We start from the raw sequence: 26,742 nt of genomic DNA, 5'->3' as shown, positions 1-26,742 counted from the left end.
TACATCCACTGGTACAACACCAAAAGAATCTCAACAAAGCTAAAGGGCCTGAGCCCGGTGGAATACCGTGCTCAGACCCTCGCGGCCTAGCATCTATTTAGCGGTCCAACTTTCGGGGACCACTTCAAAGAGGTGGGGCCCGCTTTCACGACTAAGGGCTATGCCTTGGTCTTGGACTTCTTTTCAGGCCATGGGCCAACGGGCTCCTTGCGGGCACCGTCGTCGGTCTTGGAGGTGTCGGCAAGGTCGCCTACCTTGTGGACCTTCAGGGAGTTGGTGGAACCGGCCTGTCCGGGAGGGGAACCGGCGGCGATCACAACCAGGTCGCCTTCGTCCACCAGGTCCATTTCCAGCAGGCTCTTGTCTACCTGTGCGGTCATTTCGTCGGTGTGGCCCACCGACGGGACCAGCACCGGCTGGATGCCCCACGTGAGGGCGAGCTGGTTCCAGACGTGCTCAACCGGGGTGAAAGCGAAGACCGGCTTGACCGGGCGCAGGCGCGAGAGGCGGCGTGCCGAGTCACCGGACTGGGTGAAAGTACAGATGTACTTTGCGTCCAGTTGGTCGGCGATTTCGACGGCGGCACGGGTGATGGCGCCACCGCGGGTCTTGGGCTTGGTGCCCAGCGGGGGGACGCGCTCGAGGCCGTGAACTTCGGTCGATTCGATGATCCGAGCCATCGTCTTGACGGTTTCGATCGGGTACTGGCCCACGGAGGTCTCGCCGGAGAGCATGACTGCGTCGGCGCCGTCGAGCACTGCGTTGGCGCAGTCGGAAGCCTCGGCGCGCGTCGGGCGCGGGTTGTCGATCATGGATTCCAGAACCTGGGTGGCCACGATGACCGGCTTGGCCCAACGGCGTGCCAGTTCAATGGCGCGCTTCTGGACGATCGGCACCTCTTCGAGCGGCAGCTCGACGCCGAGGTCGCCACGGGCAACCATGATGGCGTCGAAGGCGTCGATGATTTCGTGGAGCTGGTCCACGGCCTGCGGCTTTTCGATCTTGGCGATCACCGGCACGCGGCGGCCTTCTTCGTCCATGATCTCGTGGACGCGGGTGATGTCGGAAGCATCGCGCACGAACGAGAGTGCGATCAGGTCCGCGCCCCGCTTGAGGGCCCAACGGAGGTCGTCCTCGTCCTTTTCGCTCAGCGCGGGGACGTTGACTGCAACACCAGGCAGGTTGATGCCCTTGTTGTTGGACACCTTGCCACCGACGGTGACAACGGCGACGACCTTGACGTCGTCCACCTCAACGGCGCGCATTGCTACCTTGCCGTCGTCGATCAGCAGGGCGTCGCCGACGTTGACGTCTTCGGTAAGGCTCTTGAGCGTGGTGGAGCAGATGTCCTTGGTTCCCGGGACGTCTTCGGTGGTGATGGTGAACGTGTCGCCGACAGCCAGTTCGTGGGGGCCGTCAACAAAGCGACCCAGACGGATCTTGGGTCCCTGGAGGTCGGCCATGATGGCCACAGGCTTGCCCAGCTGGGCCGCGGCCTTGCGGACGTTCTCGTAGGTGTTGTCGTGGACGGAGTAGTCGCCGTGGCTCATGTTCATACGGGCAACGTCGACGCCGGCCTCCAGCACCGCGAGGGTGTTGTCGAAGCTGGAGATAGCCGGGCCGAAAGTTGCCACAATTTTCGCGCGTCTCATATACCTACCCTAAGTAGTTCATGCTGATTGAGTAAAAGAAACGTTCCTGCCGGCGCTATAAGACCGCTATCGCCCGGTCGGTGGGGGCGACCGGTGCCGGGAGAATGGTGCTTCCCATCAGGAACTTGTCCACTGCGGCCGCGCATGCACGGCCTTCCGCAATGGCCCACACAATCAGTGACTGGCCACGTCCGGCATCGCCGGCGACGAACACACCCTCGGTGTTCGTCATGTAGTAGCCGTCGCGGGCAACGTTGCCCCGACCGTCGAACTCTGCGCTGACCTGTTCTGTGATCCCTGCCGGCTCAGCACCGGTAAAGCCAAGGCTCAAGAACACAAGATCAGCAGGAATAACCCGCTCAGTACCGGCCTTGGGCAGGCGTTTGCCGTCCACGAACTCGGTTTCAGCAACCTTGACGCCGGTGAGTTTGCCGTTTTCACCGACAAATTCAACGGTGGATGCAAGGTAAGTACGTTCGCCGCCTTCTTCGTGGGCGCTGGCGACCTCGAACAGGGTGGGGAATGTTGGCCAAGGCTGGTGGCTGGCACGCTCCGCCGGCGGCTGCTTGCCGATCGCGAGCGTGGTCACCGACGCTGCCTGGTGGCGGTGGGCGGTACCGATGCAGTCGGCACCAGTGTCGCCACCACCGAGGATCACCACGTGCTTGCCGCGTGCGTCAATGTGGTTCTCGGGGGTCTCCCCTGCGACGGCCCGGTTCGACGGAACCAGGTAGTCCATGGCGAAGTGCACGCCGTCAAGGTCACGGCCGGGGATGGGAAGATCACGCGGAACGGTCGCGCCGGTTGCAACAACTACCGCGTCGTAACGGCGGCGCAGCTGCTCCCAGGTGACGTCGGTGCCAACTGCGACTCCAGTACGGAACCGGGTTCCCTCTGCCTTCATCTGCTCCAGGCGGCGGTCAACCTGTTCCTTCTCCATCTTGAAGTCGGGGATGCCGTAGCGGAGCAGGCCACCGATTTTGTCATCGCGCTCATAGACGGCAACCGTGTGGCCCACGCGGGTCAGCTGCTGTGCGACTGCCAGGCCGGCCGGACCCGAGCCAACCACGGCCACCGTCTTGCCCGTGAGGCGCGTCGGCGGAAGGGGCTGGACCCAGTCGTTCTCGAAGGCCTGGTCGATGATCGAAACCTCAACCTGCTTGATGGTGACGGCGGGCTGGTTGATCCCCAGCACGCACGAGGCCTCGCAGGGCGCCGGACACAGGCGGCCGGTGAACTCCGGGAAGTTGTTCGTGGCGTGGAGGCGCTCAATCGCTTCTTCACCCTTGTCACGCCACACGAGGTCGTTCCACTCCGGAATGAGGTTACCCAAAGGGCAGCCCTGGTGGCAGAACGGAACGCCGCAATCCATGCAACGGCCGGCCTGGCTCTTCAGGACACCCTTTTCCTGGGCCTCGTACACTTCTTTCCAGTCCATGATGCGGACGGGAACGGGACGGCGTGGCTGCGTCTCGCGCTGCCGGACTTTCAGAAATCCGCGTGGATCAGCCACCGGTTACCTCCAGGATTCGGGACCATACTTCTTCGCCATCGGGGTCAAGGCCCTCTTCAATGGCGTCGAGACGGGTCTGCAGGACTGCGGCGTAGTCGCGCGGCAGTACTTTGGTGATGCGGGCGGCGGTGTCGTCGAAGTTCTCGAGCAGACGGCCGGCCAGGACGGATTCGGTTTCCTCGACGTGCTTGGTGAGCAAGCCGTGGACAATGTCGCGGTCCTCGGCGTCGAGCTCCAGGAGTTGGAGTTCGCCGGTGTCGAGGGCCAGCTTGTTGACGCGCTCGGGCTGGAGGTCCAGCACGTAGGCGGTACCACCGGACATGCCGGCACCGAAGTTACGGCCGGTGCGGCCGATGATCAGCGTCTGGCCACCGGTCATGTACTCGCAACCGTGGTCGCCAATTCCCTCGACGACGGCGGTCGCACCGGAGTTGCGGACCAGGAAGCGTTCGCCCACCTGGCCGCGCAGGAACATCTCGCCGCTGGTGGCACCGTAGCCGATGACGTTGCCGGCAATGACGTTGCGCTCAGCCTGGAACACGTTGGTGCGGTCCGGACGGACGATGATGCGTCCACCCGAAAGGCCCTTGCCAACGTAGTCATTGGAATCGCCGAACATGCGCAGCGTGATTCCGGCAGGCAGGAATGCGCCGAGGGACTGGCCCGCGGTGCCGTTGAGCGTGATGTCGATCGTGTCGGTTGCCAGCACATCGACGCCGAAGGTCTTGGTCACTACGTGGCCGAGCATCGTACCCACGGAACGGTCCGTGTTGATGACGTCCAAGGTGATCTTGACGGGCATGCGGTCGCTGAGCGCTTCCTGGGCCATGGTGATCAGGCGCTGGTCGAAGTGCTTGTCCAGCTCATGGTTCTGGCCGGTCATGTTGCGCAGCGGCACGTCGTCGTCGAACTCAAGGCCGTGCAGGATCGGATCCAGGTCCAGCCCTTCGGCCTTCCAGTGGTTGATCGCTTCACGGGTGTCCAGTACCTCGGCGTGGCCGATTGCCTCTTCAAGGCTGCGGAAACCAAGCTCGGCGAGGATTTCGCGGACTTCTTCTGCGAGGAACTCGAAGAAGTTGACTACGAACTCGGGCTTGCCGTTGAACCTGGAGCGAAGCTCGGGGTTCTGCGTGGCAACGCCCACCGGGCAGGTATCCAGGTGGCAAACGCGCATCATGATGCAGCCCGAAACCACCAGCGGTGCGGTTGCGAAGCCGTACTCCTCGCCACCCAGAAGGGCAGCAATGACGACGTCACGCCCGGTCTTGAGCTGGCCATCGACCTGGACCACTACGCGATCACGGAGACCGTTGAGCATGAGGGTCTGCTGGGTCTCGGCCAGGCCGAGTTCCCACGGCACACCCGCGTGCTTGAGCGAGTTCAGCGGCGAAGCGCCGGTACCGCCGTCGTGACCTGAAACAAGCACGACGTCGGCCTTCGCCTTGGTGACGCCGGACGCCACAGTGCCGATCCCGACTTCCGAAACAAGCTTGACGTGCACCCGTGCCGAGGGATTCGCGCGCTTGGCATCGTAGATGAGCTGCGCGAGGTCTTCGATCGAGTAGATGTCGTGGTGCGGGGGCGGGGAAATGAGCCCCACGCCGGGAGTGGAGTGACGGGTCCGGGCTACCCAGGGGTAGACCTTCTGCGCCATCAACTGGCCACCTTCGCCGGGCTTGGCGCCCTGGGCCATCTTGATTTGGATGTCCTCGGCGTTGGTCAGGTAGAGGCTGGTCACGCCGAAGCGGCCCGAAGCGATCTGCTTGATGGCAGAGCGGCGCTCCGGATCCAGCAGGCGGTCAACGTCCTCGCCGCCTTCACCCGTGTTGGACTTACCGCCCAGACGGTTCATGGCGATGGCCAGGGTCTCGTGCGCTTCCTTGGAGATTGAGCCGTAGCTCATGGCCCCGGTGGAGAAACGCTTGACGATGCTGGAGACCGGTTCGACTTCCTCGAGCGGCACAGCCGGGCGAACACCGTCCTTGAACTTGAGGAGACCACGCAGGGTCATCAGGTTCTCGGACTGGTCGTCGATGCCCTTGGTGTAGGACTTGAAGATGTCGTAGCGGCGTTCGCGGGTAGCGTGCTGGAGGCGGAACACCGTCTCGGGGTTGAACAGGTGCGGTTCGCCGTCGCGGCGCCACTGGTATTCGCCGCCGCCAAGCAGCGGCTGGTGCGGGTGTTCGATGCCGCCCTCCGGGTACGCCATCTGGTGGCGTGCCGAAACTTCGGCGGCGATAACGTCCAGGCCAACACCACCGAGCTGGGAGTGCGTGCCGGAGAAGAACTCATCCACCAGTTCCTGGGACAGGCCCAGGGCCTCAAAGGTTTGTGCGCCCGTGTAGGAAGCCACCGTGGAGATGCCCATCTTGGACATGATCTTCAGGACACCCTTGCCGAGGCCCTTGATGAGGTTGTAGACACCATCCTCGGGCGTGACGCCAACGACGTCGCCGTTGGAGATCAGCTGTTCCACCGATTCCATGGCCAGATACGGGTTCACGGCCGACGCACCGTAGCCGATCAGCACAGCCACGTGGTGCGTCTCGCGGACGTCGCCGGCCTCGACCACCAGGGCGGTCTTGGTGCGGTTGGCGCTGCGAAGCAGGTGGTGGTGGACAGCGCTGACAAGGAGCAGCGACGGAATCGGCGCCCACTGGGCGTTCGAGTCACGGTCGGACAGCACGACGTACTGCACGCCGCGGTTGATCGCACCGGAAACCTGCTCGCAGATTTCGGTCAGGCGGGCACGCAGGGCCGCTTCCCCGCCCTCGGGGCGGTACAGGCCGCGGACCTTCATGGCGATGCGGTCGCCGTCGGGCGTTTCAATGTTGGCGATCTTGGCGAGCTGATCGTTATTGATCACCGGGAACGGCAGCGAAATCTGCGGCTGGCGGACCTGCTTGCCATCCAACAGGTTGCCGTTCGGGCCGATGGCACACTTCAGTGAGGTGACCAGTTCCTCGCGGATGGCGTCCAGGGGCGGGTTGGTGACCTGGGCGAACGACTGCACAAAGTAGTCGAACAACAGCCGCGGTCGCTTGGAGAGCACGGCGACGGGCGTGTCCGAACCCATGGCGCCAAGCGGCTCGGCACCAGTGCGGGCCATCGGACCAAGCAGGATCTTGAGCTCTTCGGTGGTGTAGCCGAAAGTGCGCTGGCGGATGTTCACCGACGCTGCAGTGTGGAGCACGTGCTCGCGCTCGGGGAGCTCGTTGATGTCGATCAAGTTGTCCTTGAGCCACTCGGCCCACGGATTGGCCGCAGCAACTTCCGCCTTGACCTCGGCGTCGTCGATGATGCGGCCGGCCTCGGTGTCCACCAGGAACATCTTGCCGGGAGCAACGCGGCCCTTCTTGACCACGTTGGAAGGCTCAACCTCGATCACGCCAACCTCGGAAGCGAAGATGACCAAGCCATCTTCGGTGATCCAGTAACGTCCCGGGCGCAGCCCGTTGCGGTCAAGGGTGGCGCCGACCAGGCTACCGTCGGTGAACGACACGGCTGCCGGACCGTCCCACGGCTCCATGAGCAGGGAGTGGTACTCGTAGAAAGCACGGCGGGCCGGATCCATGGTGGCGTGGTTCTCCCAGGCCTCCGGGATCATCATCATGATCGAGTGCGTGATGGGGCGGCCGGAAAGCCAAAGGAGCTCAGCCACCTCGTCGAAGGAGGCCGAGTCCGAGGCGCCCGGGGTACAGATCGGGTACAGCTCTTCAGGCACGGAGCCCAACAGGGGGCTGGCCAGCTGTGACTGGCGGGCACGCATCCAGTTGCGGTTGCCCTTGACCGTGTTGATTTCGCCATTGTGGGCGATGGTGCGGAACGGCTGCGCCAAAGGCCACGAAGGGAACGTGTTGGTGGAGAAGCGCGAGTGCACGATCGCAAGCTTGGTCTTGAAGCGCTTGTCCGAAAGGTCCGGGTAGAACGGCTCAAGTTGCGCGGTGGTGAGCATGCCCTTGTAAACGATGGTGCGCGAGGACAGCGAGGGGAAGTAGACGCCGAACTTGTTCTGCGCCCGCTTACGGATACGCCAGGCACGGGAGTCCAGCTCATTGTGATCGAGCTGTTCACCGTTGGCAGAGGCGAAGAACGGTTGTGAGAAGTACGGCATGCACGCACGAGCCATGGCACCGACGAGGTCGGCGACCACGGGAACCTCGCGCCAGCCGAGAACCGTCAGGCCCTCGTCAGCGGCAAGTGCTTCGATTCCGGCCTTAGCGTTGTCGGCTTCGCGTGATTCAGCGGGGAGGAAAGCTGTACCCACCACGTATTGGCCGGGGGCGGGCAGCTCGAATTCTGCAACTGCACGGAAGAACTCGTCCGGGACCTGCATGAGCAGTCCGGCGCCGTCTCCGGTGCCTTCATCGGCGCCAACAGCGCCGCGGTGTTCGAGATTGCGGAGGGCGGTCAGTGCCGCTTCCACGATGTCGTATCCCGGTTCCCCGCGGAGCGTGGCAATAATTGCCAGGCCGCAGGCATCCTTCTCCTTGTCAGGGTTGTAAAGACCCTGGGCCTCCGGGAGCGCAGCAAAGCGCTTGAACGGAGACATGGCACCCTGAGGTTCGATATTTTCGGACCAACCGGGGTTATGAAGATGGGTCATGGGAGACGTCCTTCCTCGAGATCGTGCGTATGGAAGGGACAACGTTGGCCCCACCTTGCCTACCCTGTGACGGGCATAACAAAGCGCTAGTACTTGGAATTGTAGGCCAGCCGATCCAGCGCAACGAACAGTTACGCAGACCACTGGCCCCGGCTTGACCAGCGAACATCGGTATGCTGCGGTCCGGTTTCCGGGGTGCCACGACGCTGTGGACTGGGCCCTACGAGCGGTGACTCTGTTGCCCCTGTACCGACGGCGACTACTTGGTGTCGTCTGCCTTCGGCGAGGATCCGGGGGCCTTCCTTACGGCAGTTGCGGCAGGTGTCGCATCCGCGGCGGACGTAGTGTCCTTGGCGGCGTGCCCTGCAGCATCCTGCGGCTCGTCAACGTGGCCCGGATCGCTTTGGTTATCACGGAGATTATCACGCGAACCAGTATCTGAGACAGATGCGTCCACATCATGACTGGTGACGCTCGTCACCGTAGCCGGTTCCTTTTCGACGCTTTTTTCCGGCTCCCGGCCCTTCAAGTACGGCGAGTCCGGCACCGGACGACCCAGACGTCCGAGGGCGACGAAGATCAGCAGCGCTGCGATGAAGACAAAAATACTGGTCCAGACATTGAGCCTGGTAGTAATACCGAAGAGGGTGATCTGTTCGGCATCGTCAATCCGGAGGGCTTCGATCCACACCCGGCCGAGGGTGTAGTAGACGGCGTAAAGCCAGAACAGGCGGCCCCAGCGGAACTGGAACTTCTTGTCGAGGAGCAGCAGAATGCCGACGCCGGCGAGGTTCCACAGCAGTTCGTAGAGGAATGTTGGGTGGAACAGGGTGTCCGCAGGCATGCCGGCCGGGAAGTTGGCGTTTGCGGGATCAATCTGGAGACCCCACGGGAGCGTGGTCGGGGCCCCGAAGAGCTCCTGGTTGAACCAGTTGCCCAGGCGGCCGATGGCCTGGGCCAGGAGTAGACCGGGAGCTGCAGCGTCCAGGAAGGCCGTGAGTTTCACCCCGGTGCGACGGCAGCCGATCCAGGCACCCACAACACCGAGAATCACGGCACCCCAGATCCCCAAACCGCCCCGTTGGATCTGCGGAATCAAGGAAAGGTCGCCAGTGCCGTCAAAACCAGGGCCGAAGTACGCATCCGGCGACGAGAACACATGGTAGAGGCGGCCACCGATGATACCGAAGGGAATCGCCCAGATGGCAATATCCCACAGGCTTCCCTCCGGAGCACCCCGCCGCTTCCAGCGCGCCGACGTCAGCCAGAGGCCAACGATGATGCCCGCAAGGATGCACAGGGCGTACGCGTGGATACGCAGCGTCCCCCACGGCAGCGGAATGTCGAAACCCGACCACGAAGGGCTCGGGATACTCAGGGGGACCATTGCCGCTGCGTGGAGGACGGTCTGCATTCGGTTCGCTGTTTCCTTTTCCTAGGCTTCTGCAGCCGCGCGGCCCAGACCGGCGCTGAGGTTCTTGGTAAGTTGCCCGACGGCGTCAACCCCGCCGTCGCGCAGTGCCGCCACCAACGCGGTACCGACGATCACACCGTCCGCGTAGGCGGCGATCTCGCGTACGTGGTCCGGGTTGGAGACTCCGAGACCAACGCAGACCCGCTCGGCTCCGGCCGCGTGGGCCCGGGCCACCACGTCCTCGGCACTGCTGCTGACCGAGGTGCGCGTTCCGGTGACACCCATGATCGAGACAGCGTAGACGAAGCCGCGGCTTGCCTTGACAGTCATGTCCAGGCGTTCGGGCGTGGATGAAGGTGCCACAAGGAACACCCGGTCGAGGCCGTACTTGTCGGAGGCTTCAAACCACTCATGGGCCTCGTCCGGGACGAGGTCCGGCGTGATAAGCCCCGCTCCCCCGGCTTCCGCCAGGCGACGCGAGAATTCATCTACGCCCATGCGCATGACGGGGTTCCAGTACGTCATCACCAGGACGGCCGCATCGGTGGCAGCGGTAATACCGGCCACGACGTCGAAGACGTTGGCAACACGGAATCCGTTGGAAATCGCCTCGGTCGTGGCGGCCTGGATGACCGGGCCGTCCATCACGGGATCAGAGTAAGGGATGCCGATTTCGATCAGGTCGGCGCCGTTGCGTGCCAGGGCGATGCCGGCCTCGATGCTTTCCTGCACTGTCGGGTAACCCGCCGGGAGGTAGCCTACCAAGGCCGCACGGCCCTCAGCTTTGGCGCGGTCAATGGCTTCAGCCGATTTGCTGGCGAATTGTTCAGTCATTACTTCTGGTCCTCGTTTCCGTCCGCATCAGCTTCGGCGGCGCGTTCGCTGGGCCCCTTTGGCTTACGTGTGGACAGGGTGGTGCCCTTGACGTGCCCTTCCTCGTCCAACATGTTGAACCAGGCAGCGGCAGTCTCCACGTCCTTGTCACCACGGCCGGAAAGGTTGACGATCACGGTCACCTCAGACGGGTTGTCCTTGCCCTCGGTGAGCCGGTGGCCAATCTTGATGGCGCCAGCCAAGGCATGCGAGGACTCAATGGCAGGGATAATGCCTTCGGTCCGGCACAGAAGGCTGAACGCGTCCATGGCTTCGGTGTCGGTGATGGCTTCGTAGGTAACGCGCCCGATGTCAGCAAGGTAAGAGTGCTCCGGACCCACGCTGGGGTAGTCCAGGCCCGCCGAGATGGAGTGGGACTCGATGGTCTGGCCGTCCTCGTCCTGCATGAGGTAGGACCGGGCGCCGTGCAGCACGCCGGGACGTCCCAAGGAGATGGCAGCCGCGTGACGGCCGGTTTCGACACCTTCTCCGCCTGCTTCAAAGCCATAGATCTTCACGGATGAGTCATCCAGGAAAGCGTGGAACAAGCCGATCGCGTTGGAGCCGCCGCCGATACAGGCAGCAATGGCGTCCGGCAGCTTGCCGGTCTGCTCAAGGATCTGGCTGCGGGCCTCTTCACCGATGACTTCATGGAAGTAGCGGACCATGGCAGGGAACGGGTGCGCACCTGCAGCGGTACCCAGCAAGTAGTGGGTGTGTTCCACGTTCGAAACCCAGTCGCGGAGGGCGTCGTTGATGGCGTCCTTCAGCGTCTGGGATCCGTTGGTCACGGGCACCACAGTGGCACCGAGCAACTGCATGCGGGCCACATTGAGCGCCTGGCGGCGGCAGTCCTCAGCCCCCATGTACACAACGCATTCAAGTCCCAACAGGGCCGCGGCCGTGGCGCTGGCAACGCCGTGCTGTCCGGCACCCGTCTCTGCGATGACGCGGGTCTTGCCCATGCGCTTGGCAAGCAGGGCCTGGCCCAGGACGTTGTTGATCTTGTGGGAGCCCGTGTGGTTGAGGTCCTCGCGCTTCAGGAAGATCCGCGCGCCGCCTGCATGCTCGGAGAAGCGCTTGGCTTCGGTCAGCAGCGACGGTCGGCCGGAGTAGTTCTTGTTGAGGTCCTTCAGCTCCGCGATGAAGTCGGGATCAGCCTTGGCCTTCTCAAAGGTATCCTGGACTTCGTCGAGGGCGGCGATGAGAGACTCGGGCATCCAGCGTCCGCCGTAGCTGCCAAAGTAGGGCCCCGATGCGTTGCGCAGCGAAGGGCCACCTTGCAGGAATGCGTCAGCCACATTCTCTTCTGAGCCGGCTGTTGGCGCGTCGACCATCAGTCTCACCGTCCTGTTCCAGTTAGTTCATTGGGTAGTTCTACTTGCCACAAGGCAGCCGCAGGCACATGCCCGGGCTGCCCTATGACTGTTCGCCGTGATTCAGTAACTGCCTCAGTTCCTGACGGCGATGGCGGCAGCTCCCGCTGCCTTGAATTCAGCAATGCGTTCGCGCGGCGTGGAGTCGCTGACCAGCGCCTCCCCCACCAGGATGGCGTTGGCGCCACCCGCTGCGTAGTGCGATACGTCATCGGCGCCCCTGACACCTGACTCGGCGACAATGACGGACTCAGCCGGAATCAAACCGGCCAGCGATCCGAAAACCGAGCGGTCGACGTCGAGCGTCTTGAGGTTGCGGACGTTGATGCCAATAATCCTGGCCTGTGCCGCAACAGCACGCTCAATTTCTTCCTCGGTGTGCGTTTCCACCAGCACGTTCATGCCAAGTTCGTGGCTCAACGCGCTGAACTCTGCGAGTTCGGAGTCGGACAGAGCTGCAACGATGAGCAGGATGAGGTCGGCGCCGTGGGCACGGGCTTCCCAAATCTGGTACTCGTCAACGGTAAAGTCCTTGCGCAGCAAGGGTGTTCCGACGGCGGCACGCACGGAATCGAGGTCGGCCAGCGAACCGCCGAAGCGGCGCTGTTCGGTCAGGACGCTGATAACGGAAGCTCCGCCGTCGGCATACTGGACCGCGAGGGACGCAGGATCCGCGATGGGCGCAAGATCACCTTTTGAAGGGCTGCGGCGCTTGATTTCAGCGATGACTTTGAGGTCGTTGCGAACAGATGAGGTACCGCCGAGGGCGGCCCACGCGTCACGTGCCGGAGCTGCGTCGGCAGCACGTTCCTTCAGCTCCACAAGGGATACGTGACGGCGACGGCCGTCCATGTCCTCCTTGACGCCAACAATGATGTCATCAAGAACGGTCACGGTTAGTGGCCGTTGTTCTGCAGCTTGCTGCCACCAACTCCATAGCCCGCGCGGCGCATTACCAGGCCCACGATGAGGCCAATGACCATGACGACCAGGCCGCCGACGAAGATCGGGGTGCTGGCAATCACGAAAGCGATGGAGGAAATCAGGGCGCCAACGAGCATCACAATCACGCAGGTCCAGGCAGCCGGGCTATTACCGTGGCCGATGGCGTCAGCGTGGCTCGCCATCTTGGATTCAGCTTGGTGTGCGGACACTGTGGTTTTGCTCATGTGAAATCTCCTCAGGATGAATACTGCTTACATTCTGCCATTTATTGACGGCGGCCGGGACATTGTCCGACGCCATGACGCGCTACGTGGGATCTTCACCCCGCGAGAGGCTGTCCCAGCTGTCGATCTCGTCCACCGGCCCGTTACCGCCTTGCTGACCTCCGGTACGGGTGTCGTACTTGGTCCGCGACTTCCAGTGGCGCCCGGCAACGGGCAGCACTACAGCGCAGACCGCCAGGAGCGCGCCCGCCACGACAGCCAGGATGGGGAATGCCGTGGTGGTGACACTGGCCTGCCCGCCGGAGACGCCTGTTGCTGCAGCGATGGAACCCTGTGCCGCGCCGAGCGGATCCACCGCCACCGTAATGGCGGCCAGGATGATGCCCACTGCGGACAGCCCGATGATGGCGGCAATGACCAGTCGCGCGATCTTCCCGGCGATGGAAGCAGCCAAGCCGCCCGCCAGGGCCACCAGGGCCAATGCCGTCACGGCAGTAGCAGCTTTGTTTCCTTGGACGTGGAGGTTGCTGTTGGATGCTCCGTTAGGGTCCAGCTGGACCTCGACCCAGGTCTGGGTGGTGGCCCCAAAGACCAGGAGGGCGAGCACCGTCATGGCCAGGACCAGGGTTGCCTTTCGGGCCCAACGGGGTGTCGTCGCCGTGCTCATGGTGCGGTTGTCCCGCCGTCGACCTTGTCAGTGTCGGGCACCGAGTCACCGGAGATGTTGTGCAGCGAGCCGGCTGTGTGGACGGCCCGCAGGGGTGCTGCTGCCTTGTTCACTGTTTCCAGCGCTTCTGAGGGTTTGTGCGAATCCGCCACAATCCCGCCGCCTGCCTGCACATAGGCGCGTCCTTCGCGCAGCAGGGCGGAACGGATGGCGATGGCCATGTCCATGTCCCCGGCAAAGTCCAGGTAGCCTACAACGCCACCGTAGATGCCCCGCCGGTGTGGTTCGAGCTCGTCCAGCAGGCGCAACGCTCGCGGCTTGGGCGCACCGGAGAGCGTGCCGGCCGGGAACGTGGCTTTGAGGACGTCGTAGGCCTTTGCATGCGGGGCGAGCTCGCCCACCACCGTGGACACCAGGTGCATGATGTGGCTGAACCGCTCCACTTCCATGAATTGCGTGACGTCCACGGTGCCTGCGACGCATACCTTCGAGAGGTCGTTCCGCGAAAGGTCAACCAGCATCAGGTGCTCGGAGCGTTCTTTCTCGTCGGCCAACAGTTCAGCAGCCAGGGCCTTGTCGGCCTCAACTGTCTTGCCACGGGGGCGTGAGCCGGCGATCGGGTGGGTGATGACTTCCTCACCGGTTACCGTCACCAGGGCCTCGGGCGAAGAACCCACAATCGAGTACTCGCGGCCGTCGGCATCCTCAAGGCTGAAGAGGTACATGTACGGGCTTGGATTGGTATTGCGCAGGACCCGGTAGACGTCCAGGGGGTCGGCCGCGCACTCCATTTCGAAGCGCCGCGAGATCACCACCTGGAAAACTTCACCGTCAACGATCGCTTCCTTGCCGCGATCAATCGCTTCAAGGTACTTGGCTTCGTCCCAGCGTTCCTGCACGCTCAAGCCGAAGTCCAGGGCTGCTTTTTCCAGCACGGAGACGGGCTGGGCCACCGGAGTGCTGATCTGGTCAAGCAGCCCCTTCACCCGCGCTACGGCGTCGTGCCAGGCGTCGTCCACGCGCTCGGAGCTGTCGTCAAAGTTGATGGCGTTGGCGATCAGGAGGACTGTTCCGTCCACGTTGTCGTGGACTGCCATGTCGGTAACGAGGTTCAGTGCCATCTCAGGCAGCTGCAGGTCGTCCTCCGGCGGGGACGTCAGCCGCTCCCAGTGGCGCACGGCCTCCCAGCCCAGAAAACCAACCAGGCCGGACGTGAAGGGAGGCAAGCCGTCAAAACGGTCCGTCTGGAGCGCAGCGATGGTGTCCCGGACGGCTTCAACCGGGTTACCGGTGACCGGCACGCCGACGGGTGGTTCGCCGATCCAGTGGGCCTGGCTATCCTTGGTGGTCAGCGTGGCCCGGGATTTGGACCCAATGAAGGAGTAACGGGACCATGCCCCGCCTACTGCTGCCGATTCCAGCAGGAATGTTCCGGGCTGCCCCTTGGCAAGCTTCCGGTACAAACCAATGGGGGTCTCGGCGTCGGCCAGGACTTTGAGTCGGACGGGTATGACACGGCTGTGGACGGCGAGTTCGCGGAACTCTTCCAGGCCCGGGCTGATGATTCCAAGGTCCTGCATGGCTATTTTCTCCGCCTTTTGGTCTGAGGTGGTGCGTCAGTGGAAAGTGGTGGGTGCCTTAGTCGCGGTGGCCCGTAACGACGCTGAAGTCGCGGCCGTCGAAGCACGTCCGGGTACCGGTGTGGCAGGCTGCGCCGATCTGGTCCACGCGGATCAGGAGGGCATCGCCGTCGCAGTCAAGGGCGACTGACTTCACGAACTGAACGTGTCCGGAAGTGTCGCCCTTGCGCCAGTACTCCTGCCGGGAACGGGAGTAGAAGGTGACGCGTCCGGAGGTCATGGTGCGGTGCAGCGCTTCGTCATCCATCCAACCGAGCATGAGGACCTCGTGGGTGTCGTACTGCTGAATGATGGCGGCTACCAGGCCAGCGGAATCGCGTTTGAGGGCGCTTGCTATCTCCTGGGGCAAGGGGCGCGTGGGGTCGCTGGAAAGCTCCGCGGCGGGAGAGGGGCTGGGGGCGGACTGCTCTGACATCAGATCAAGTCTAGTGCCTTTGGCGGGACCCGGATTCTGCGGCGGTTCCACTGCGCAAGAGAGCCCTGATCGTGCTAGTTTCACAAGTGATGCATTTCGTCGATCCTTCCCGAGAAGTACTGGCCGAGACCCTGCTTGCGGCCGGCCCTGACTCCCCCACGCTCTGCGAAGGGTGGCAGACACGGGATCTCGCTGCGCATTTGTATCTGCGCGAGCGGAAGATCGCCGTAGGACTGGGGCTGTTGATCCCCAGTCTTGGCAAGGCCTCCGAGAAGGCGACCTCCACTTTGGCCGCCAAGCTGAAGGACTCCGACGCGTACGCGGAACTTGTGAAGACGTTTCGGGCGGGTCCGCCGGCCCTCTCCCCTTTGAGGATCAAGGCGCTGGATGAGACGTCAAACCTCATCGAATACTTCGTCCACACTGAGGACATCCGCCGCGCCGGTGACCGCTGGGCTCCCCGCGCACTCGACGAAGCCTACTCTGACGCGCTTTGGGATGAGCTGATCAAACGCGCCGCCTTCCTTTATCGCGGCGTGGACCTTGGAATCGTCCTGGTCCGGCCCACCGGACCCCGACACGTGGCCAAGCGCGCGCCTGTTTCCGTTGCCATTGTTGGCGACCCCGGCGAACTCCTCATGCACGCCCACGGACGCACCAGCCAGGCCCTGGTCACCTACGAGGGCCAGCCGGACGCCGTCGCGCTTTTGCAGTCAGCGGACATCGGCCTTTAAGCAACAACGCGGGGTCACTTCCGGCCCATCCTCAAGGGGATCATGGGCCGGAAGTGACCCCGCGTTCGTGTCTGGAGAAGCTAGCGGACCTCGAAACCGGCCTCGCGGATGGCGGCTTTCACCTGGGCAATCATGTCGTCCGGGCCAAAGTGGAAGACCGAAGCCGCCAGGACAGCGTCCGCGCCTGCTTCCACCGCAGGCGGGAAGTGTGCAGGTTTTCCCGCGCCGCCGGAAGCGATGATCGGAATGTTCACCGCTGAGCGGACCAAGCGGATCAGTTCGAGATCGAATCCGTCCTTGGTGCCGTCAGCATCGATGGAGTTGAGCAGGATCTCCCCGACGCCCCGGTCGGCCGCTTCCTTTGCCCAGGCAATCGCGTCGATGCCGGTCCCCGTGCGGCCACCGTGGGTGGTGACTTCAAAACCGGACGACGTCGGGACGTCGCCTTCCCGGGTCCGGCGGGCGTCCACGGAGAGCACCAGGACCTGCGAACCGAAGTGTCGGGTGATCTCATCGATGACGTCGGGCCGCGCAACGGCAGCGGTGTTGATGGAGGCTTTATCCGCACCAAAGCGCAGGAGCTTGTCCACCTCCGCAACGCCACGGACGCCGCCGCCCACGGTGAGGGGAATGAAGACTTCCTCGGCGGTCCGACGAACGACGTCGAAGGTGGTCTCGCGGTTGCCCGATGAGGCCGTGACGTCGAGGAACGTGAGTTCGTCTGCCCCGCCATTGTCATAGCGGTGTGCCAGTTCCACGGGATCACCGGCATCCCGGAGGCCTTCGAAGTTGACGCCCTTCACGACGCGACCGGCGTCGACGTCCAGGCAGGGAATGACGCGTACGGCTACAGCCATGTGCTGCTCCTCAATTCTGCTGGGTCTGCTCGATGAATGCGGTGATCAGATCCGGCAGGCGTGGATGCTGCTGACCAGGATGGCTCGGGCCCCGAGGTCGTAGAGCTCGTCCATGATGCGGTTGGTTTCCTTCTTGGGAACCATGGACCGCACCGCAACCCACTCGGAGTCACGCAACGGCGATACCGTGGGCGATTCAAGCCCCGGGGTCAGCGCGGCAGCGTCTTCCACCAGGTCCTTGCGGATGTCGTAGTCCATCAGCACGTACTGGCGTGCCACGAGGACACCCTGCAGGCGGCGGATGAGGATGTCGATTTCCTTGGCGGTCCCGTTGGCGGCACCACCTGAACCGGATCGGCGGATCAGGACGGCTTCGGACTTCAGGATAGGGTCCCCGAAGATCTCCATGCCGGCAGCTTTGAGGGTGTTTCCCGTTTCAACGACGTCCGCAATGGCGTCAGCGACGCCGAGGCGCACCGACGATTCCACGGCACCATCGAGGCGGACAACCGTGGCGTTTACGCCGCGCTCGGCAAGGTAGTCACGCAAGAGGCCGTCGTAGCTGGTGGCCAGGCGTTTGCCTTCAAGCTGTTCGACGCCGGTGAAGTCACCGACGGGGCCGGCGAACCGGAAAGTGGACGGCGCAAAGCCCAGGGGAAGCAATTCTTCGGCTTCGACCTTGGCGTCGAGCAGGAGGTCCCGGCCGGTGATGCCAACGTCCAAGGTTCCCTGACCGACGTAAACAGCAATGTCGCGGGGACGGAGGAAGAAGAACTCGATGTCGTTGTCGGGGTCCACCATGACCAGTTCGCGGGAGTCGCGGCGCTGGCGGTAACCGGCCTCGGACAGCATGGCCGAGGCGGCTTCGGACAGGGATCCCTTGTTGGGGACTGCTACACGGAGCATTGGGGAGACTTTCTTTTTGGAATGGAGGTTTCAGGCACATCGGCCACGCAGCTGACTCCGCGACTGGGTCGCGGAGTGGCGTGGCTAGAGATGCTTGTAAACGTCTTCCAGGCTGAGGCCCTTGGCGAGCATGAGGACCTGCAGGTGGTACAGCAACTGGGAGATTTCCTCAGCGGCGGCTTCGTCCGATTCGTACTCCGCGGCCATCCACACTTCGGCGGCCTCTTCGACCACTTTCTTGCCGATTCCGTGGATTCCGGAGTCCAGTTCGGCAACCGTGCGCGAACCTGCCGGGCGGGTCGCTGCTTTCTCACTCAGTTCTGCGAACAGCGTCTCGAAATTCTTCACGCCCTCCAGACTACTTGCTCTGAGGCGGCCGCCGCTTGTTGGGGCGTTGCATGACGAAGGGGATGTGAGTGAAGACACACCCACATCCCCTTCAGCCGGCGGTTCTAGCTGTACTGCTTCAGCGTCACTGCCGTTGCGAGGGCAGCAGTTACTGCCTCGTGTCCCTTGTCCTCCTGCGAACCCGGCAGGCCGGCGCGGTCCAGGCCCTGCTGCTCGGTGTCACAGGTGAGGACGCCAAAGCCCACAGGCACGCCGGTGCGGACGCTGACGTCGGTGAGTCCCGACGTCGCTGCCTGGCAGACGTAGTCGAAGTGCGGGGTTCCGCCGCGGATGACCACGCCAAGCGCCACTACAGCGTCAAAGTGCGGAGCGAGCCTGGCCGCTGCGACGGGAAGCTCGAAACTGCCCGGGACGCGCACCAGGGTGGGCTCTGCGATGCCGGCTTCCTTGGCGGCGCGGAGGGCACCGTCCACCAGGCCGTCCATGATCTGGGTGTGCCAGCTGGCCGCGACAATGGCGAGCCTGAGCTGCGAGGTTTCCTCGGGGTTGAGGGTGGTGAGGTCGATAGTGGGCGCGCCGTGTCCGCTCATGGTGTTCCGTGGATCCGTTCAGTCGTGGTTCTTGTCAATGGGGCGTGCTGCCGGGGTTTTGCCGTTGCTGACGGGCTCTACATCAAGGGCCAGCAGGTGGTCCATCCGGTCTTTCTTGGTCTGCAGGTACCGCAGGTTCTGTTCGCGGGATGGAACCTCGGTGGGAACCATCTCCACAACTGACACTCCGGCCTGGGCAAGGCGGTTTTGCTTGTCGGGGTTGTTGCTCAGCAAGCGGACCTCGTGCAGGCCCATCTCGGCCAGGATCTGGCCTGCCGCACTGTAGGAGCGTGCATCCACCGGGAGGCCGAGCTGCTCGTTGGCCTCGACGGTATCGAAACCGGCTTCCTGAAGGGCATAGGCCTTGATCTTGTTGGCCAGCCCAATCCCACGGCCTTCCTGCCCGCGCAGGTACAGCAGGGTTCCACCCTCGGCGTGGATGAGCTCCAAAGCGAAGGCGAGTTGCTCACCGCAGTCGCAACGGTAGGATCCGAACACGTCTCCGGTGAGGCACTCGGAATGAAGGCGCACCAGCGGTGCCTTGCCGCCCTTGGGCGGGTTCGGTGAGCTCACGGCCAGGTGTTCATGACCCGTCTCATGATCGGTCCAGGCCTGGGCGATGAACTCGCCGAAAGCCGTAGGCAGCTGCACGATTGGCCCGCCGCTTACAGAAGGCGGAACGGGGTCCGTGTGGTCGCTGCTGCGTGTTGTCGATGCGGTCATCGCTTCTCCTCGTCTGCCTGTGAATGATGTGCCGTGCCGGACTCTGCCTTCCCAACATATGACACCAGGTCCTCAATGGAGATGAGGGGGCATCCATGTTCGGAGGCGAAGTCGCGCAAGCTGTCCAAGCGCATCATTTCACCGTCGTCATGTACCAACTCTGCGATCACACCCACCGGGGCAAGCCCGGCGAGACGACATAAGTCCACGGCAGCTTCCGTATGTCCCGGACGTTCACGCACTCCTCCCTTAACGGCCCGCAGCGGGAAAATATGCCCGGGCCGGGTGATGGAGGCCGGGGAACTGCCCGGGTCAGCCAGGATCCTGGCGGTAAGGGCGCGGTCGGTCGCCGAAATGCCCGTGCTGACACCGATGGCGGCGTCACACGAAACGGTGTAGGCGGTGCCTTTGGCGTCTTCGTTGATTTCCACCATGGGCGGCAGGATCAAGGCATCAGCCCGTTCGCCTTCCAAGGGGACGCAAATGACGCCCGACGAATACCTGATGGTCCAGCCCATCAGCGCTGGCGTGGCGTGTTGGGCAGCGAAGATGATGTCGCCCTCGTTCTCGCGGTCTTCGTTGTCCACCACAATGACCGCCTTGCCTGCGGCCATGGCAGCGACAGCGGCCTCCACCGGATCGAGGCCGGTACGACGGTTCGCCGGGGTTTCGGAGTGCGTGGGGACGCTCATCGCGCACTCCCCTGCTGGGGCGCAAAGGACAGCAGGCGTTCGGTGTACTTGGCGAGCACGTCCACTTCCAGGTTGACGCGGCCACCCACGGGCTTGGCCCCCAGTCCGGTCTCCTCCAACGTGGTGGGGATGAGTCCCACCTCGAACCATGGCGCGGTCTCTGCCGCCGCGCTGACGGCGGTCACCGTCAGCGAAACACCGTCGACGGCGATCGACCCCTTCTCGGCGATGTACCGTGCCAGCGGGGCGGGTACGCCGAAGCGGAGGCGGTCCCAGTTGCCCAGTGCTTCACGTTCGACGAGCTCGCCCACCCCATCCACATGGCCTTGCACCACATGGCCGTCGAGGCGGCCACCGGCAGGAACGCAGCGCTCCAGGTTGACGGTGTCCCCCGGCGCCAGCTCACCAATGGTGGTGCGGACGAGGGTCTCGCCCATGACGTCGACACTGAAATCCTGGCCGTCGATCCGGGTGGCAGTCAGGCACACCCCGTTGACGGCAATGGAACCGCCCAAGGCGAGGCCGTCGGTGGTGGTGGGTGCCTTCAAGCGAAGGGTCGCGCTGGCATCGCCTTCGTGTTCAATGCCCAGCACAGTGCCTTGTTCGGCAACGATTCCCGTAAACATCAGTGTCCTCCTGTGACATATTCCGCAGCTTCCCGGCGCGGAACGGAATTCTTGGTGGTGACGGCCCGGGTGGGCCGCAGGTGAAGGCGAAGATCATTGCCCAGGGTTCGGACAGCTCCGCCGCCGGCGTCGTCCCACGACCACTGCTGGGCGTCGGCCAAGGTAGTGATCCCCAGGTCATTCAGCGCGGCCGTTCCGGAACCCAGCAGTGTTGGCGCCAGGTAGATGATCAGTTCATCCACCAGGCCGGCGGCCAGGAAGGTGCTGAGGATGCTCGAGCCGCCCTCCACCATCACGTGCCGGGCGCCTTCAGCGAAGAGTCGGCCAAGGGCCTCGGCTGGATCCCTGGTGGGCAGGTGCACGAATCGTCCGTCGCTTCCCCGTACGGCGGCGTCCTCGGGAACTTCCCTCAGTCCCATGACTGCCCGCAAAGGCTGGTGCTGCGACAACTCCCCGTCCGGTGTGCGTGCCGTAAGCCGCGGGTTATCAATCAGCACCGTTCCGGTGCCCACCAGAATCGCGTCAATCAACTCACGGAGGCCGTGGTTGTCTGCCAGTGATTCCGGGCTGGAGATCCATTGGCTTGTGCCGTCGACGGCGGCGATCCGGCTGTCCAGGGTCTGCGCAATATGCAACGTGACGAAGGGACGCTTGGCGGCAACGGCGTCGAACCATTCCCGGTTCAGGTCCCGCGCCTGCTCGGCCGCCAGACCTGAGTGGACCTCAACTCCGGCGGCGCGCAACGTCCGGGCGCCGCCCGCGGCGGGGTCGTGGGGATCGTCGACGGCGTAAATCACCTTGGCGATTCCGGCGGCGATGATGGCCTGCGCGCAGGGGCCGGTGCGGCCTTCGTGGTTGCACGGCTCGAGGGTCACCACCATGGTGGTCCCGGCCGTGTCGATGCCCTGCCGGCGGGCTTCGGAGATGGCGTCGGCTTCGGCATGTGCCGTCCCGGCGCCACGATGGTAGCCGGTAGCCAGGTGCTCGCCTTCCGGGCTGAGGATCACTGCACCCACCAGTGGATTCGCTCCCCTTGGGCCGCGAAGCGCGGCGGCCAGTGCGGCTTCCATGGCCTGCTGCCCGGCGGCGTTTTTGAGCATGTCCAGGTGGTTCATCGGGCCGCTCCCACCCGGGCAGCCCCGGGTTGAAGGAGTGTCCGTTCGCGCTTCTCAGCACGCCACCACACGAAGAATCCGGTAAGGGTGAAGAATCCATAGAAAAGGTACATGACCGCGCTGGCGTAGTAACCGGCACTAAACAGGAGCGGTACGCCCACGATGTCCACGGCCACCCATATGAGCCAGAATTCGGTCCACCCCTTCGCCATGCCGTAGGTAGCCAGCAGCGAGCCCATGAAGGTCCACGCGTCGGCCCACACCGGCGGGTAGGAACCCAGGGAGTCGAACAGCGGCGTCAGGGCCGCGGTTCCGGCGATCATCGCGGCCACCAGAGAGAGACGGACCTTGTTGCTGGCCCACCCGGGAACTACGGCACGCCCCATGCTGCTGGACTGCCGACCCTGCCTCCACCGCTGCCAGCCGTAGATGGCCACAGCAATGAACATGATTTGACGCCCCGCCTGTCCCCACAAAGTCGCAGGCGCAGCGGCACCAAAGACATTGCCCAGGAAGACCGTCAGCAAAAGAAGGTTGCCGATAATGCCGATTGGCCAGGCCCAGACTTTCCGGCGCATTCCGCCGAGGGCGCTGAGCAGCCCAAAGATGTTTCCAAGCACTTCGCGTAAGACAAGAGCAGATCCTCCAACGGGGATCTGAGCTTCGAAGAGCCATCGCAGTAAGTCCATGCCGTTCCTTCCCAGTAAGCCGCGATGACTCCGGGGGTGTACGACAGCGCAACGCCGGGCGTTCACTGATGGAACGCCCAAGGCATGACTGTACGTGCTTCTCCCATCCAGACTTTAACTGTCGGTATCGGAATTTCACCGATTCAACCGTTCGCCTCCAAGGCCCAACAATCTGGGCCCTGACGGCTTACGGGTCGCGGACTATAACCGCCGGTTCGGACTTACACCGACCCCGGAGCACGTATGTGTGTTGTTATTCTGCCACAACTACAAAGAAGCCCAGGCTATTCCCAGCCATCTTCGTAACATCCGTGACAGGTGTCAGATGTTCTGTACAGCGGCCTGGCCGGCAGCCCGGAGACGGTCGATTGCTTCCGCCGGATCCTGGTGTCCGTAGACGGCGGATCCCGCCACGAAGACGTTCGCGCCGGCTTCAGCCGCGCGGACGATGGTCTCTTCGGTGATTCCGCCATCCACCTGGATGGCCACGCCAATGCCCGATCCCTCAATCGCCGCCCGGGCGCGCCGGATCTTGGGCAACGTGATGTCGAGGAACGACTGACCCCCAAATCCCGGCTCCACGGTCATGATCAACAGCATGTCCAGCTCACTGAGCATGTCCAGATAAGGCTCCACCGGGGTGGCCGGGCGCAACGCCATCCCCGCCTTCGCCCCACGGGCGCGCAGCTCGCGCGCCAGCTTGACCGGTGCCATCGCCGCTTCTGCGTGGAAAGTCACTGAGGCGACGCCTGCATCAGCGTAGGCAGGGGCCCAGCGGTCGGCGTCGGAGATCATGAGGTGGGCATCCAGCGGAACCGGGCTGACTGCCTGGATCCTCTCAACCACGGGCAAACCCAGAGTCAGGTTGGGCACGAAATGGTTGTCCATGACGTCGACATGAACGGCGTCGGCGTTGCTGATGCGCTTCAGCTCCGACTCAAGGTTGACGAAGTCCGCGGACAGGATGCTCGGGTTGATACAGCACTGGGACAAGGCAGGCCCTTCGGGTAGATGGTGAACGGGCTGCCGCAACGGACACATCGTCCGTTGCGGCTGCATGTATGTGACTAGGCTTTCTTGCGGATAACCGCCATGAACATCGCGTCCGTCTGGTGGATATGCGGCCACAGTTGGGCCGTCTGCTCGTGGCCGGCACCGAGGCTGCCGGTGAGGCTGACATGGTCGAGTGCCAGTCCGGCGTCGAGCAGTTCAAGATCCTCACGCTTGCCCAGCACGTCGCCCACAACAGCGGTTGTTTCCGCCGGGTGCGGCGAGCATGTCACATAAGCCACCACACCGCCGGGCCTGACCGCGTCAATTGCCGACTTTAAGAGGTCGCGCTGCAGTGGGCCGAGGTCGCCGATGTCCTTCGGTGAGCGGCGCCAGCGCGATTCCGGCCGCCGTCGCAGAGCTCCCAATCCGCTGCAGGGGACGTCCACCAGTACACGGTCGAAGGCCTCGGGCTGCTCCGTACCAACCTCCCGCCCATCGCCGGTCCGCACAGTCCAGCTCTCAGCGGGGACAGCTGATAGCGCTTGTTGGACAAGCTTCGCGCGGTGCGGTGCGGGTTCATTAGCCAGAAGGGTGGCCCCGTCACGATGGGCCAAGGCGGCAAGCAGCGCAGCTTTGCCTCCGGGTCCGGCACACAAGTCCAGCCACCGTTCCCCGTCCTGCGAAGCACCGTCGAGGTCTACGCCGGCCAAGGCGCGGGCAACCAACTGCGAGCCGACGTCCTGGACCCGGGTGGTGCCGCGGCGGACAGATTCGAAGCGGCCCAGGTCGCCACCGGCCGAGAGGGCAGAACCTTCCACCAGCTCGCCTGCAGTGGCACCGTTATCAAATGCTTCGTCCAGGTCTCCCAGTCCGGGCAGCGCCACCAAATTAACCACGGGCGCCGCATTGTCGGCCTCAAGGAGTGCGTCAATCTCGGACTTTGGACGACCATGGTTCACCAAGGACTGGCGCAGCGCACGAACAATCCACTCCGGGTGTGCATGGCGCAGGGCGGCGATCCGCGTCTCATCCGTTTCCTGGTCGAGGAGCGTATCCAGCCACTCATCCCAAGTGTGTGCCGTGACCTTGCGGAGCACGGCATTGATAAGCGCCGACGGACCGGCACCGATGACCGCACGGGCCAAACCGACCGTCTGGTCCAAGGCTGCGTGGGCAGGCACCCGCATGGACAGCAGTTGGTGCGCGCCAATTCGCAGCGCATCCAGGATGGCCGGATCAAGCTGTTCGAGTGGCCGGTCCACGCACCGGGCCAGGATCGCGTCGTAAGTACCCTGGCCGCGCAGCGCGCCGTAGCTCAGCTCTGTGGCGAAACCGGCATCGCGACGATCCAGGCGGTGCTCGCGGATACGGGCCGGGAGGACAAGATTCGCGTAGGCGTCCTCGGAAGCGACCGCCCGGAGGACTTCGAAAGCCACCAGTCGCGCCGGGTCGGCGCGGCGCGTGCGCTGTGCGGGAGCATTGGTGGAGAACCCGCGCTGCGGTCCCCTGTTGCGTTCCCTGCCCTGGGCATTGCGCTTGCTCCCCTGTCCGCCACGGTTCGCTTGCCCGTCACGGTTGCCCTGTCCGCCACCGTCCCGGCTCCCGCTGTTGTTGGGGCCTCGCCGGCCGGACTCGCTCATTCGAATACCACTCTCTCGGGTGCTGCCAAGCCGCGGGCCCAATCGGCCGGCGACATCATTTTCTTACCGGCCGGCTGAATCCGGCCAAGCTCTACGGCGTGGGAACCCGTTCCCACCAGAACAGATTTTGCTTCCACACGGATGGTCCCCGGCGCCAGGTCCTTCACATCGGGCCTTGGCAGCACGGGTTCAAGTTTGACCCGCTGGCCGTCCAAGGTGGTCCAGGCCCCCGGTTCCGGTGTGACACCCCTGGCCCTTCGATTCAGGGCAAGGGCGGGCTGGCTCCAGTCCAGACGCCCATCATCCAATGTCAGCTTGGGAGCCAACGACACTTCACCGGTCTGCGGGTGGGCCACGGCCTGCCCGGCTTCAATCGCGGAAAGCGTCTGGCTGAGCAATACGGCACCGCTCACGGAGAGCCGGTCCAAAAGGTCGCCGGCGGTGTCTTCCGGGCGGACGGTTTCAGTGAGCGTCCCGAAAACGGGGCCGGTATCCAGCCCTTCCTCAAGTTGGAATGTCGCCGCCCCGGTGATGTCGTCGCCGGCAATGATGGAACGCTGGACAGGTGCAGCACCGCGCCACGCCGGCAGCAAGGAGAAGTGCAGGTTTATCCAACCGTGGGTGGGTACGCCCAACGCTGCGCGCGGGACGATTCCCCCGTAGGCAACAATCGCGGCCACGTCGGGAGAAAATTCCGCGATGCGTGCTGTTGTATCAGCGTCTACCTTCGCCGCCTTGATGACGTCCAGTCCCAGTTCCGCGGCACGTGCCGCCACCGGCGATGGAGTCAGGATGCGTTTGCGGCCCACCGGCGCGTCGGGTCGCGTCAGGACTGCCACGACGTCGAACCCGGCTTTGACAAGAGAATCCAAGGACGGGACGGCGACGGCGGGTGTGCCCGCGAAAAGTACCCTCACTCGGAAACCCCAAAGCTGCTGCCACCGAAACTGGAACCAACCGAGTTGGCACGCTTGGACGTGGTTTGCTCCGTGATGGCGTGGTAGTTGGCGTTACGGATGGCCCTGAGGGCCGCTTTCCGGTCTTCGCCCTCCAGCCGGTCGGTGTACAAGATACCGTCCAAGTGATCGGTTTCATGCTGGAAGCACCGTGCCAACATACCTTCGGCTTCCACCGAAACGGGGTTGCCATTCAGGTCCACGCCGGTTGCCCGGGTGGTCCGGTACCGACGCACCGGGAAGCCCAAACCGGGGATGGAGAGGCACCCTTCAACTTCGTCGGGCTGGAAATCCTCACTGTTTTCCAGGACGGGGTTGATGATGTGGCCCTCCACGCCACCGATGCGGTACGTGAAAACGCGCTGACTAACTCCAACCTGGGGTGCGGCCAGGCCTGCGCCCTCAACGTCTTCCATGGTTTCGGTCATGTCTGCTACCAGCTTGGCGAGCTCCGGACCGAATTCAGTAACGGGATCGGCTACGGTGCGCAACACCGGATCCCCAATGATTCGGATACTCATAATTGCCATGTGCTGTCAGTCCTCACG

26 protein-coding genes and 1 riboswitch are annotated in these 26,742 nt (G+C 63.8%); of the genes, 2 read left to right on the top strand and 24 right to left on the bottom strand.

Going from position 1 to position 26,742, the window contains the following annotated elements:
- On the top strand, positions 1-90 hold a 90-nt coding region (locus LRQ04_RS12895; protein WP_235520549.1), incomplete at its 5' end, for an IS3 family transposase.
- A gap of 68 nt (positions 91-158) precedes the next feature.
- Here the strand turns inward: LRQ04_RS12895 and pyk are convergent.
- The 11 genes from pyk to hisI all read right to left on the bottom strand — a co-directional run bounded on the left by pyk (position 159) and on the right by hisI (position 15,325).
- Positions 159-1,652, bottom strand: a complete 1,494-nt coding sequence (gene pyk, locus LRQ04_RS12890; RefSeq protein ID WP_235520543.1) for a pyruvate kinase — start codon at positions 1,650-1,652, stop codon at positions 159-161.
- Between the two features lie 55 nt (positions 1,653-1,707).
- Positions 1,708-3,165, bottom strand: a complete 1,458-nt coding sequence (locus LRQ04_RS12885; protein ID WP_235520542.1) for a glutamate synthase subunit beta — start codon at positions 3,163-3,165, stop codon at positions 1,708-1,710.
- Positions 3,158-7,771 (bottom strand): glutamate synthase large subunit, encoded by a 4,614-nt coding sequence (gene gltB / locus LRQ04_RS12880; RefSeq protein ID WP_235520541.1) that lies wholly within the window; start codon positions 7,769-7,771, stop codon positions 3,158-3,160. Before gltB ends, LRQ04_RS12885 begins: the two co-directional genes overlap by 8 nt.
- Before the next feature lie 259 nt (positions 7,772-8,030).
- Entirely contained in the window at positions 8,031-9,185 is a 1,155-nt protein-coding gene (gene lgt, locus LRQ04_RS12875) for a prolipoprotein diacylglyceryl transferase (protein WP_235520540.1), read from the bottom strand.
- Between the two features lie 21 nt (positions 9,186-9,206).
- Positions 9,207-10,019: a tryptophan synthase subunit alpha gene (trpA, locus tag LRQ04_RS12870; protein ID WP_235520539.1), complete on the bottom strand. Its 813-nt coding sequence runs from the start codon at positions 10,017-10,019 to the stop codon at positions 9,207-9,209.
- Positions 10,019-11,395 carry a tryptophan synthase subunit beta gene (trpB, locus tag LRQ04_RS12865; protein ID WP_235520538.1) on the bottom strand — a complete coding sequence of 459 codons (1,377 nt, stop codon included), beginning with the start codon at positions 11,393-11,395 and terminating at the stop codon, positions 10,019-10,021. The genes trpA and trpB overlap by 1 nt, the downstream gene beginning before the upstream one ends.
- Positions 11,396-11,509: 114 nt before the next feature.
- Positions 11,510-12,328 (bottom strand): indole-3-glycerol phosphate synthase TrpC, encoded by an 819-nt coding sequence (gene trpC, locus LRQ04_RS12860; protein WP_235520537.1) that lies wholly within the window; start codon positions 12,326-12,328, stop codon positions 11,510-11,512.
- Between the two features lie 2 nt (positions 12,329-12,330).
- Positions 12,331-12,603 (bottom strand): HGxxPAAW family protein, encoded by a 273-nt coding sequence (locus tag LRQ04_RS12855; protein ID WP_211714126.1) that lies wholly within the window; start codon positions 12,601-12,603, stop codon positions 12,331-12,333.
- Between the two features lie 82 nt (positions 12,604-12,685).
- Entirely contained in the window at positions 12,686-13,270 is a 585-nt protein-coding gene (locus LRQ04_RS12850) for a Trp biosynthesis-associated membrane protein (protein WP_235520536.1), read from the bottom strand.
- A complete protein-coding gene (locus LRQ04_RS12845; RefSeq protein WP_235520535.1) occupies positions 13,267-14,850 on the bottom strand; it encodes an anthranilate synthase component I in 1,584 nt (527 codons plus the stop codon). The genes LRQ04_RS12850 and LRQ04_RS12845 overlap by 4 nt, the downstream gene beginning before the upstream one ends.
- Positions 14,851-14,908: 58 nt before the next feature.
- Positions 14,909-15,325 carry a phosphoribosyl-AMP cyclohydrolase gene (hisI, locus tag LRQ04_RS12840; protein WP_235520534.1) on the bottom strand — a complete coding sequence of 139 codons (417 nt, stop codon included), beginning with the start codon at positions 15,323-15,325 and terminating at the stop codon, positions 14,909-14,911.
- Positions 15,326-15,414: 89 nt separating this feature from the next.
- Between hisI and LRQ04_RS12835 the strand changes: the two genes are divergently transcribed.
- Entirely contained in the window at positions 15,415-16,059 is a 645-nt protein-coding gene (locus LRQ04_RS12835) for a TIGR03085 family metal-binding protein (protein ID WP_235520533.1), read from the top strand.
- Positions 16,060-16,139: 80 nt separating this feature from the next.
- On the opposite strand, the gene hisF is transcribed toward LRQ04_RS12835, so the two are convergent.
- The 13 genes from hisF to def all read right to left on the bottom strand — a co-directional run bounded on the left by hisF (position 16,140) and on the right by def (position 26,724).
- Positions 16,140-16,916: an imidazole glycerol phosphate synthase subunit HisF gene (gene hisF / locus LRQ04_RS12830; protein ID WP_235520532.1), complete on the bottom strand. Its 777-nt coding sequence runs from the start codon at positions 16,914-16,916 to the stop codon at positions 16,140-16,142.
- 45 nt (positions 16,917-16,961) lie between these two features.
- Positions 16,962-17,822, bottom strand: a complete 861-nt coding sequence (hisG, locus tag LRQ04_RS12825; protein ID WP_235520531.1) for an ATP phosphoribosyltransferase — start codon at positions 17,820-17,822, stop codon at positions 16,962-16,964.
- Between the two features lie 84 nt (positions 17,823-17,906).
- The gene (locus LRQ04_RS12820; protein WP_018778638.1) at positions 17,907-18,170 is read right to left on the bottom strand and encodes a phosphoribosyl-ATP diphosphatase; all 264 of its coding nucleotides are present in this window, start codon (positions 18,168-18,170) and stop codon (positions 17,907-17,909) included.
- Between the two features lie 104 nt (positions 18,171-18,274).
- Positions 18,275-18,760 carry a 6,7-dimethyl-8-ribityllumazine synthase gene (gene ribH, locus LRQ04_RS12815; RefSeq protein WP_211714120.1) on the bottom strand — a complete coding sequence of 162 codons (486 nt, stop codon included), beginning with the start codon at positions 18,758-18,760 and terminating at the stop codon, positions 18,275-18,277.
- Positions 18,761-18,778: 18 nt separating this feature from the next.
- Positions 18,779-19,483 (bottom strand): GTP cyclohydrolase II, encoded by a 705-nt coding sequence (gene ribA, locus LRQ04_RS12810; protein ID WP_211714119.1) that lies wholly within the window; start codon positions 19,481-19,483, stop codon positions 18,779-18,781.
- Positions 19,480-20,175, bottom strand: a complete 696-nt coding sequence (gene ribB / locus LRQ04_RS12805; protein ID WP_235520530.1) for a 3,4-dihydroxy-2-butanone-4-phosphate synthase — start codon at positions 20,173-20,175, stop codon at positions 19,480-19,482. The genes ribA and ribB overlap by 4 nt, the downstream gene beginning before the upstream one ends.
- Complete coding sequence (locus tag LRQ04_RS12800; protein ID WP_235520529.1) at positions 20,172-20,801, bottom strand: riboflavin synthase; 630 nt, start codon at positions 20,799-20,801, stop codon at positions 20,172-20,174. Before LRQ04_RS12800 ends, ribB begins: the two co-directional genes overlap by 4 nt.
- On the bottom strand, positions 20,801-21,916 hold the full coding sequence (gene ribD / locus LRQ04_RS12795) for a bifunctional diaminohydroxyphosphoribosylaminopyrimidine deaminase/5-amino-6-(5-phosphoribosylamino)uracil reductase RibD (protein ID WP_235520528.1): 1,116 nt from the start codon (positions 21,914-21,916) through the stop codon (positions 20,801-20,803). The genes LRQ04_RS12800 and ribD overlap by 1 nt, the downstream gene beginning before the upstream one ends.
- Positions 21,913-22,605 carry a nicotinamide riboside transporter PnuC gene (pnuC, locus tag LRQ04_RS12790; protein ID WP_235520527.1) on the bottom strand — a complete coding sequence of 231 codons (693 nt, stop codon included), beginning with the start codon at positions 22,603-22,605 and terminating at the stop codon, positions 21,913-21,915. The genes ribD and pnuC overlap by 4 nt, the downstream gene beginning before the upstream one ends.
- A gap of 90 nt (positions 22,606-22,695) precedes the next feature.
- A riboswitch (FMN riboswitch) is annotated at positions 22,696-22,850 on the bottom strand.
- Positions 22,851-22,926: 76 nt separating this feature from the next.
- Positions 22,927-23,598: a ribulose-phosphate 3-epimerase gene (gene rpe / locus LRQ04_RS12785; protein WP_235520526.1), complete on the bottom strand. Its 672-nt coding sequence runs from the start codon at positions 23,596-23,598 to the stop codon at positions 22,927-22,929.
- Between the two features lie 74 nt (positions 23,599-23,672).
- A complete protein-coding gene (locus tag LRQ04_RS12780; protein WP_235520525.1) occupies positions 23,673-25,238 on the bottom strand; it encodes an RsmB/NOP family class I SAM-dependent RNA methyltransferase in 1,566 nt (521 codons plus the stop codon).
- Positions 25,235-26,155 carry a methionyl-tRNA formyltransferase gene (gene fmt, locus LRQ04_RS12775; RefSeq protein ID WP_235520524.1) on the bottom strand — a complete coding sequence of 307 codons (921 nt, stop codon included), beginning with the start codon at positions 26,153-26,155 and terminating at the stop codon, positions 25,235-25,237. Before fmt ends, LRQ04_RS12780 begins: the two co-directional genes overlap by 4 nt.
- A complete protein-coding gene (def, locus tag LRQ04_RS12770) occupies positions 26,152-26,724 on the bottom strand; it encodes a peptide deformylase (RefSeq protein ID WP_235520523.1) in 573 nt (190 codons plus the stop codon). Before def ends, fmt begins: the two co-directional genes overlap by 4 nt.
- Positions 26,725-26,742: the final 18 nt, after the last annotated feature.

The sequence above is a fragment of the Paenarthrobacter sp. AR 02 genome, assembly GCF_021538675.1.
Lineage (GTDB): Bacteria > Actinomycetota > Actinomycetes > Actinomycetales > Micrococcaceae > Arthrobacter.
This window is presented reverse-complemented; position numbering and strand designations above follow the sequence as displayed.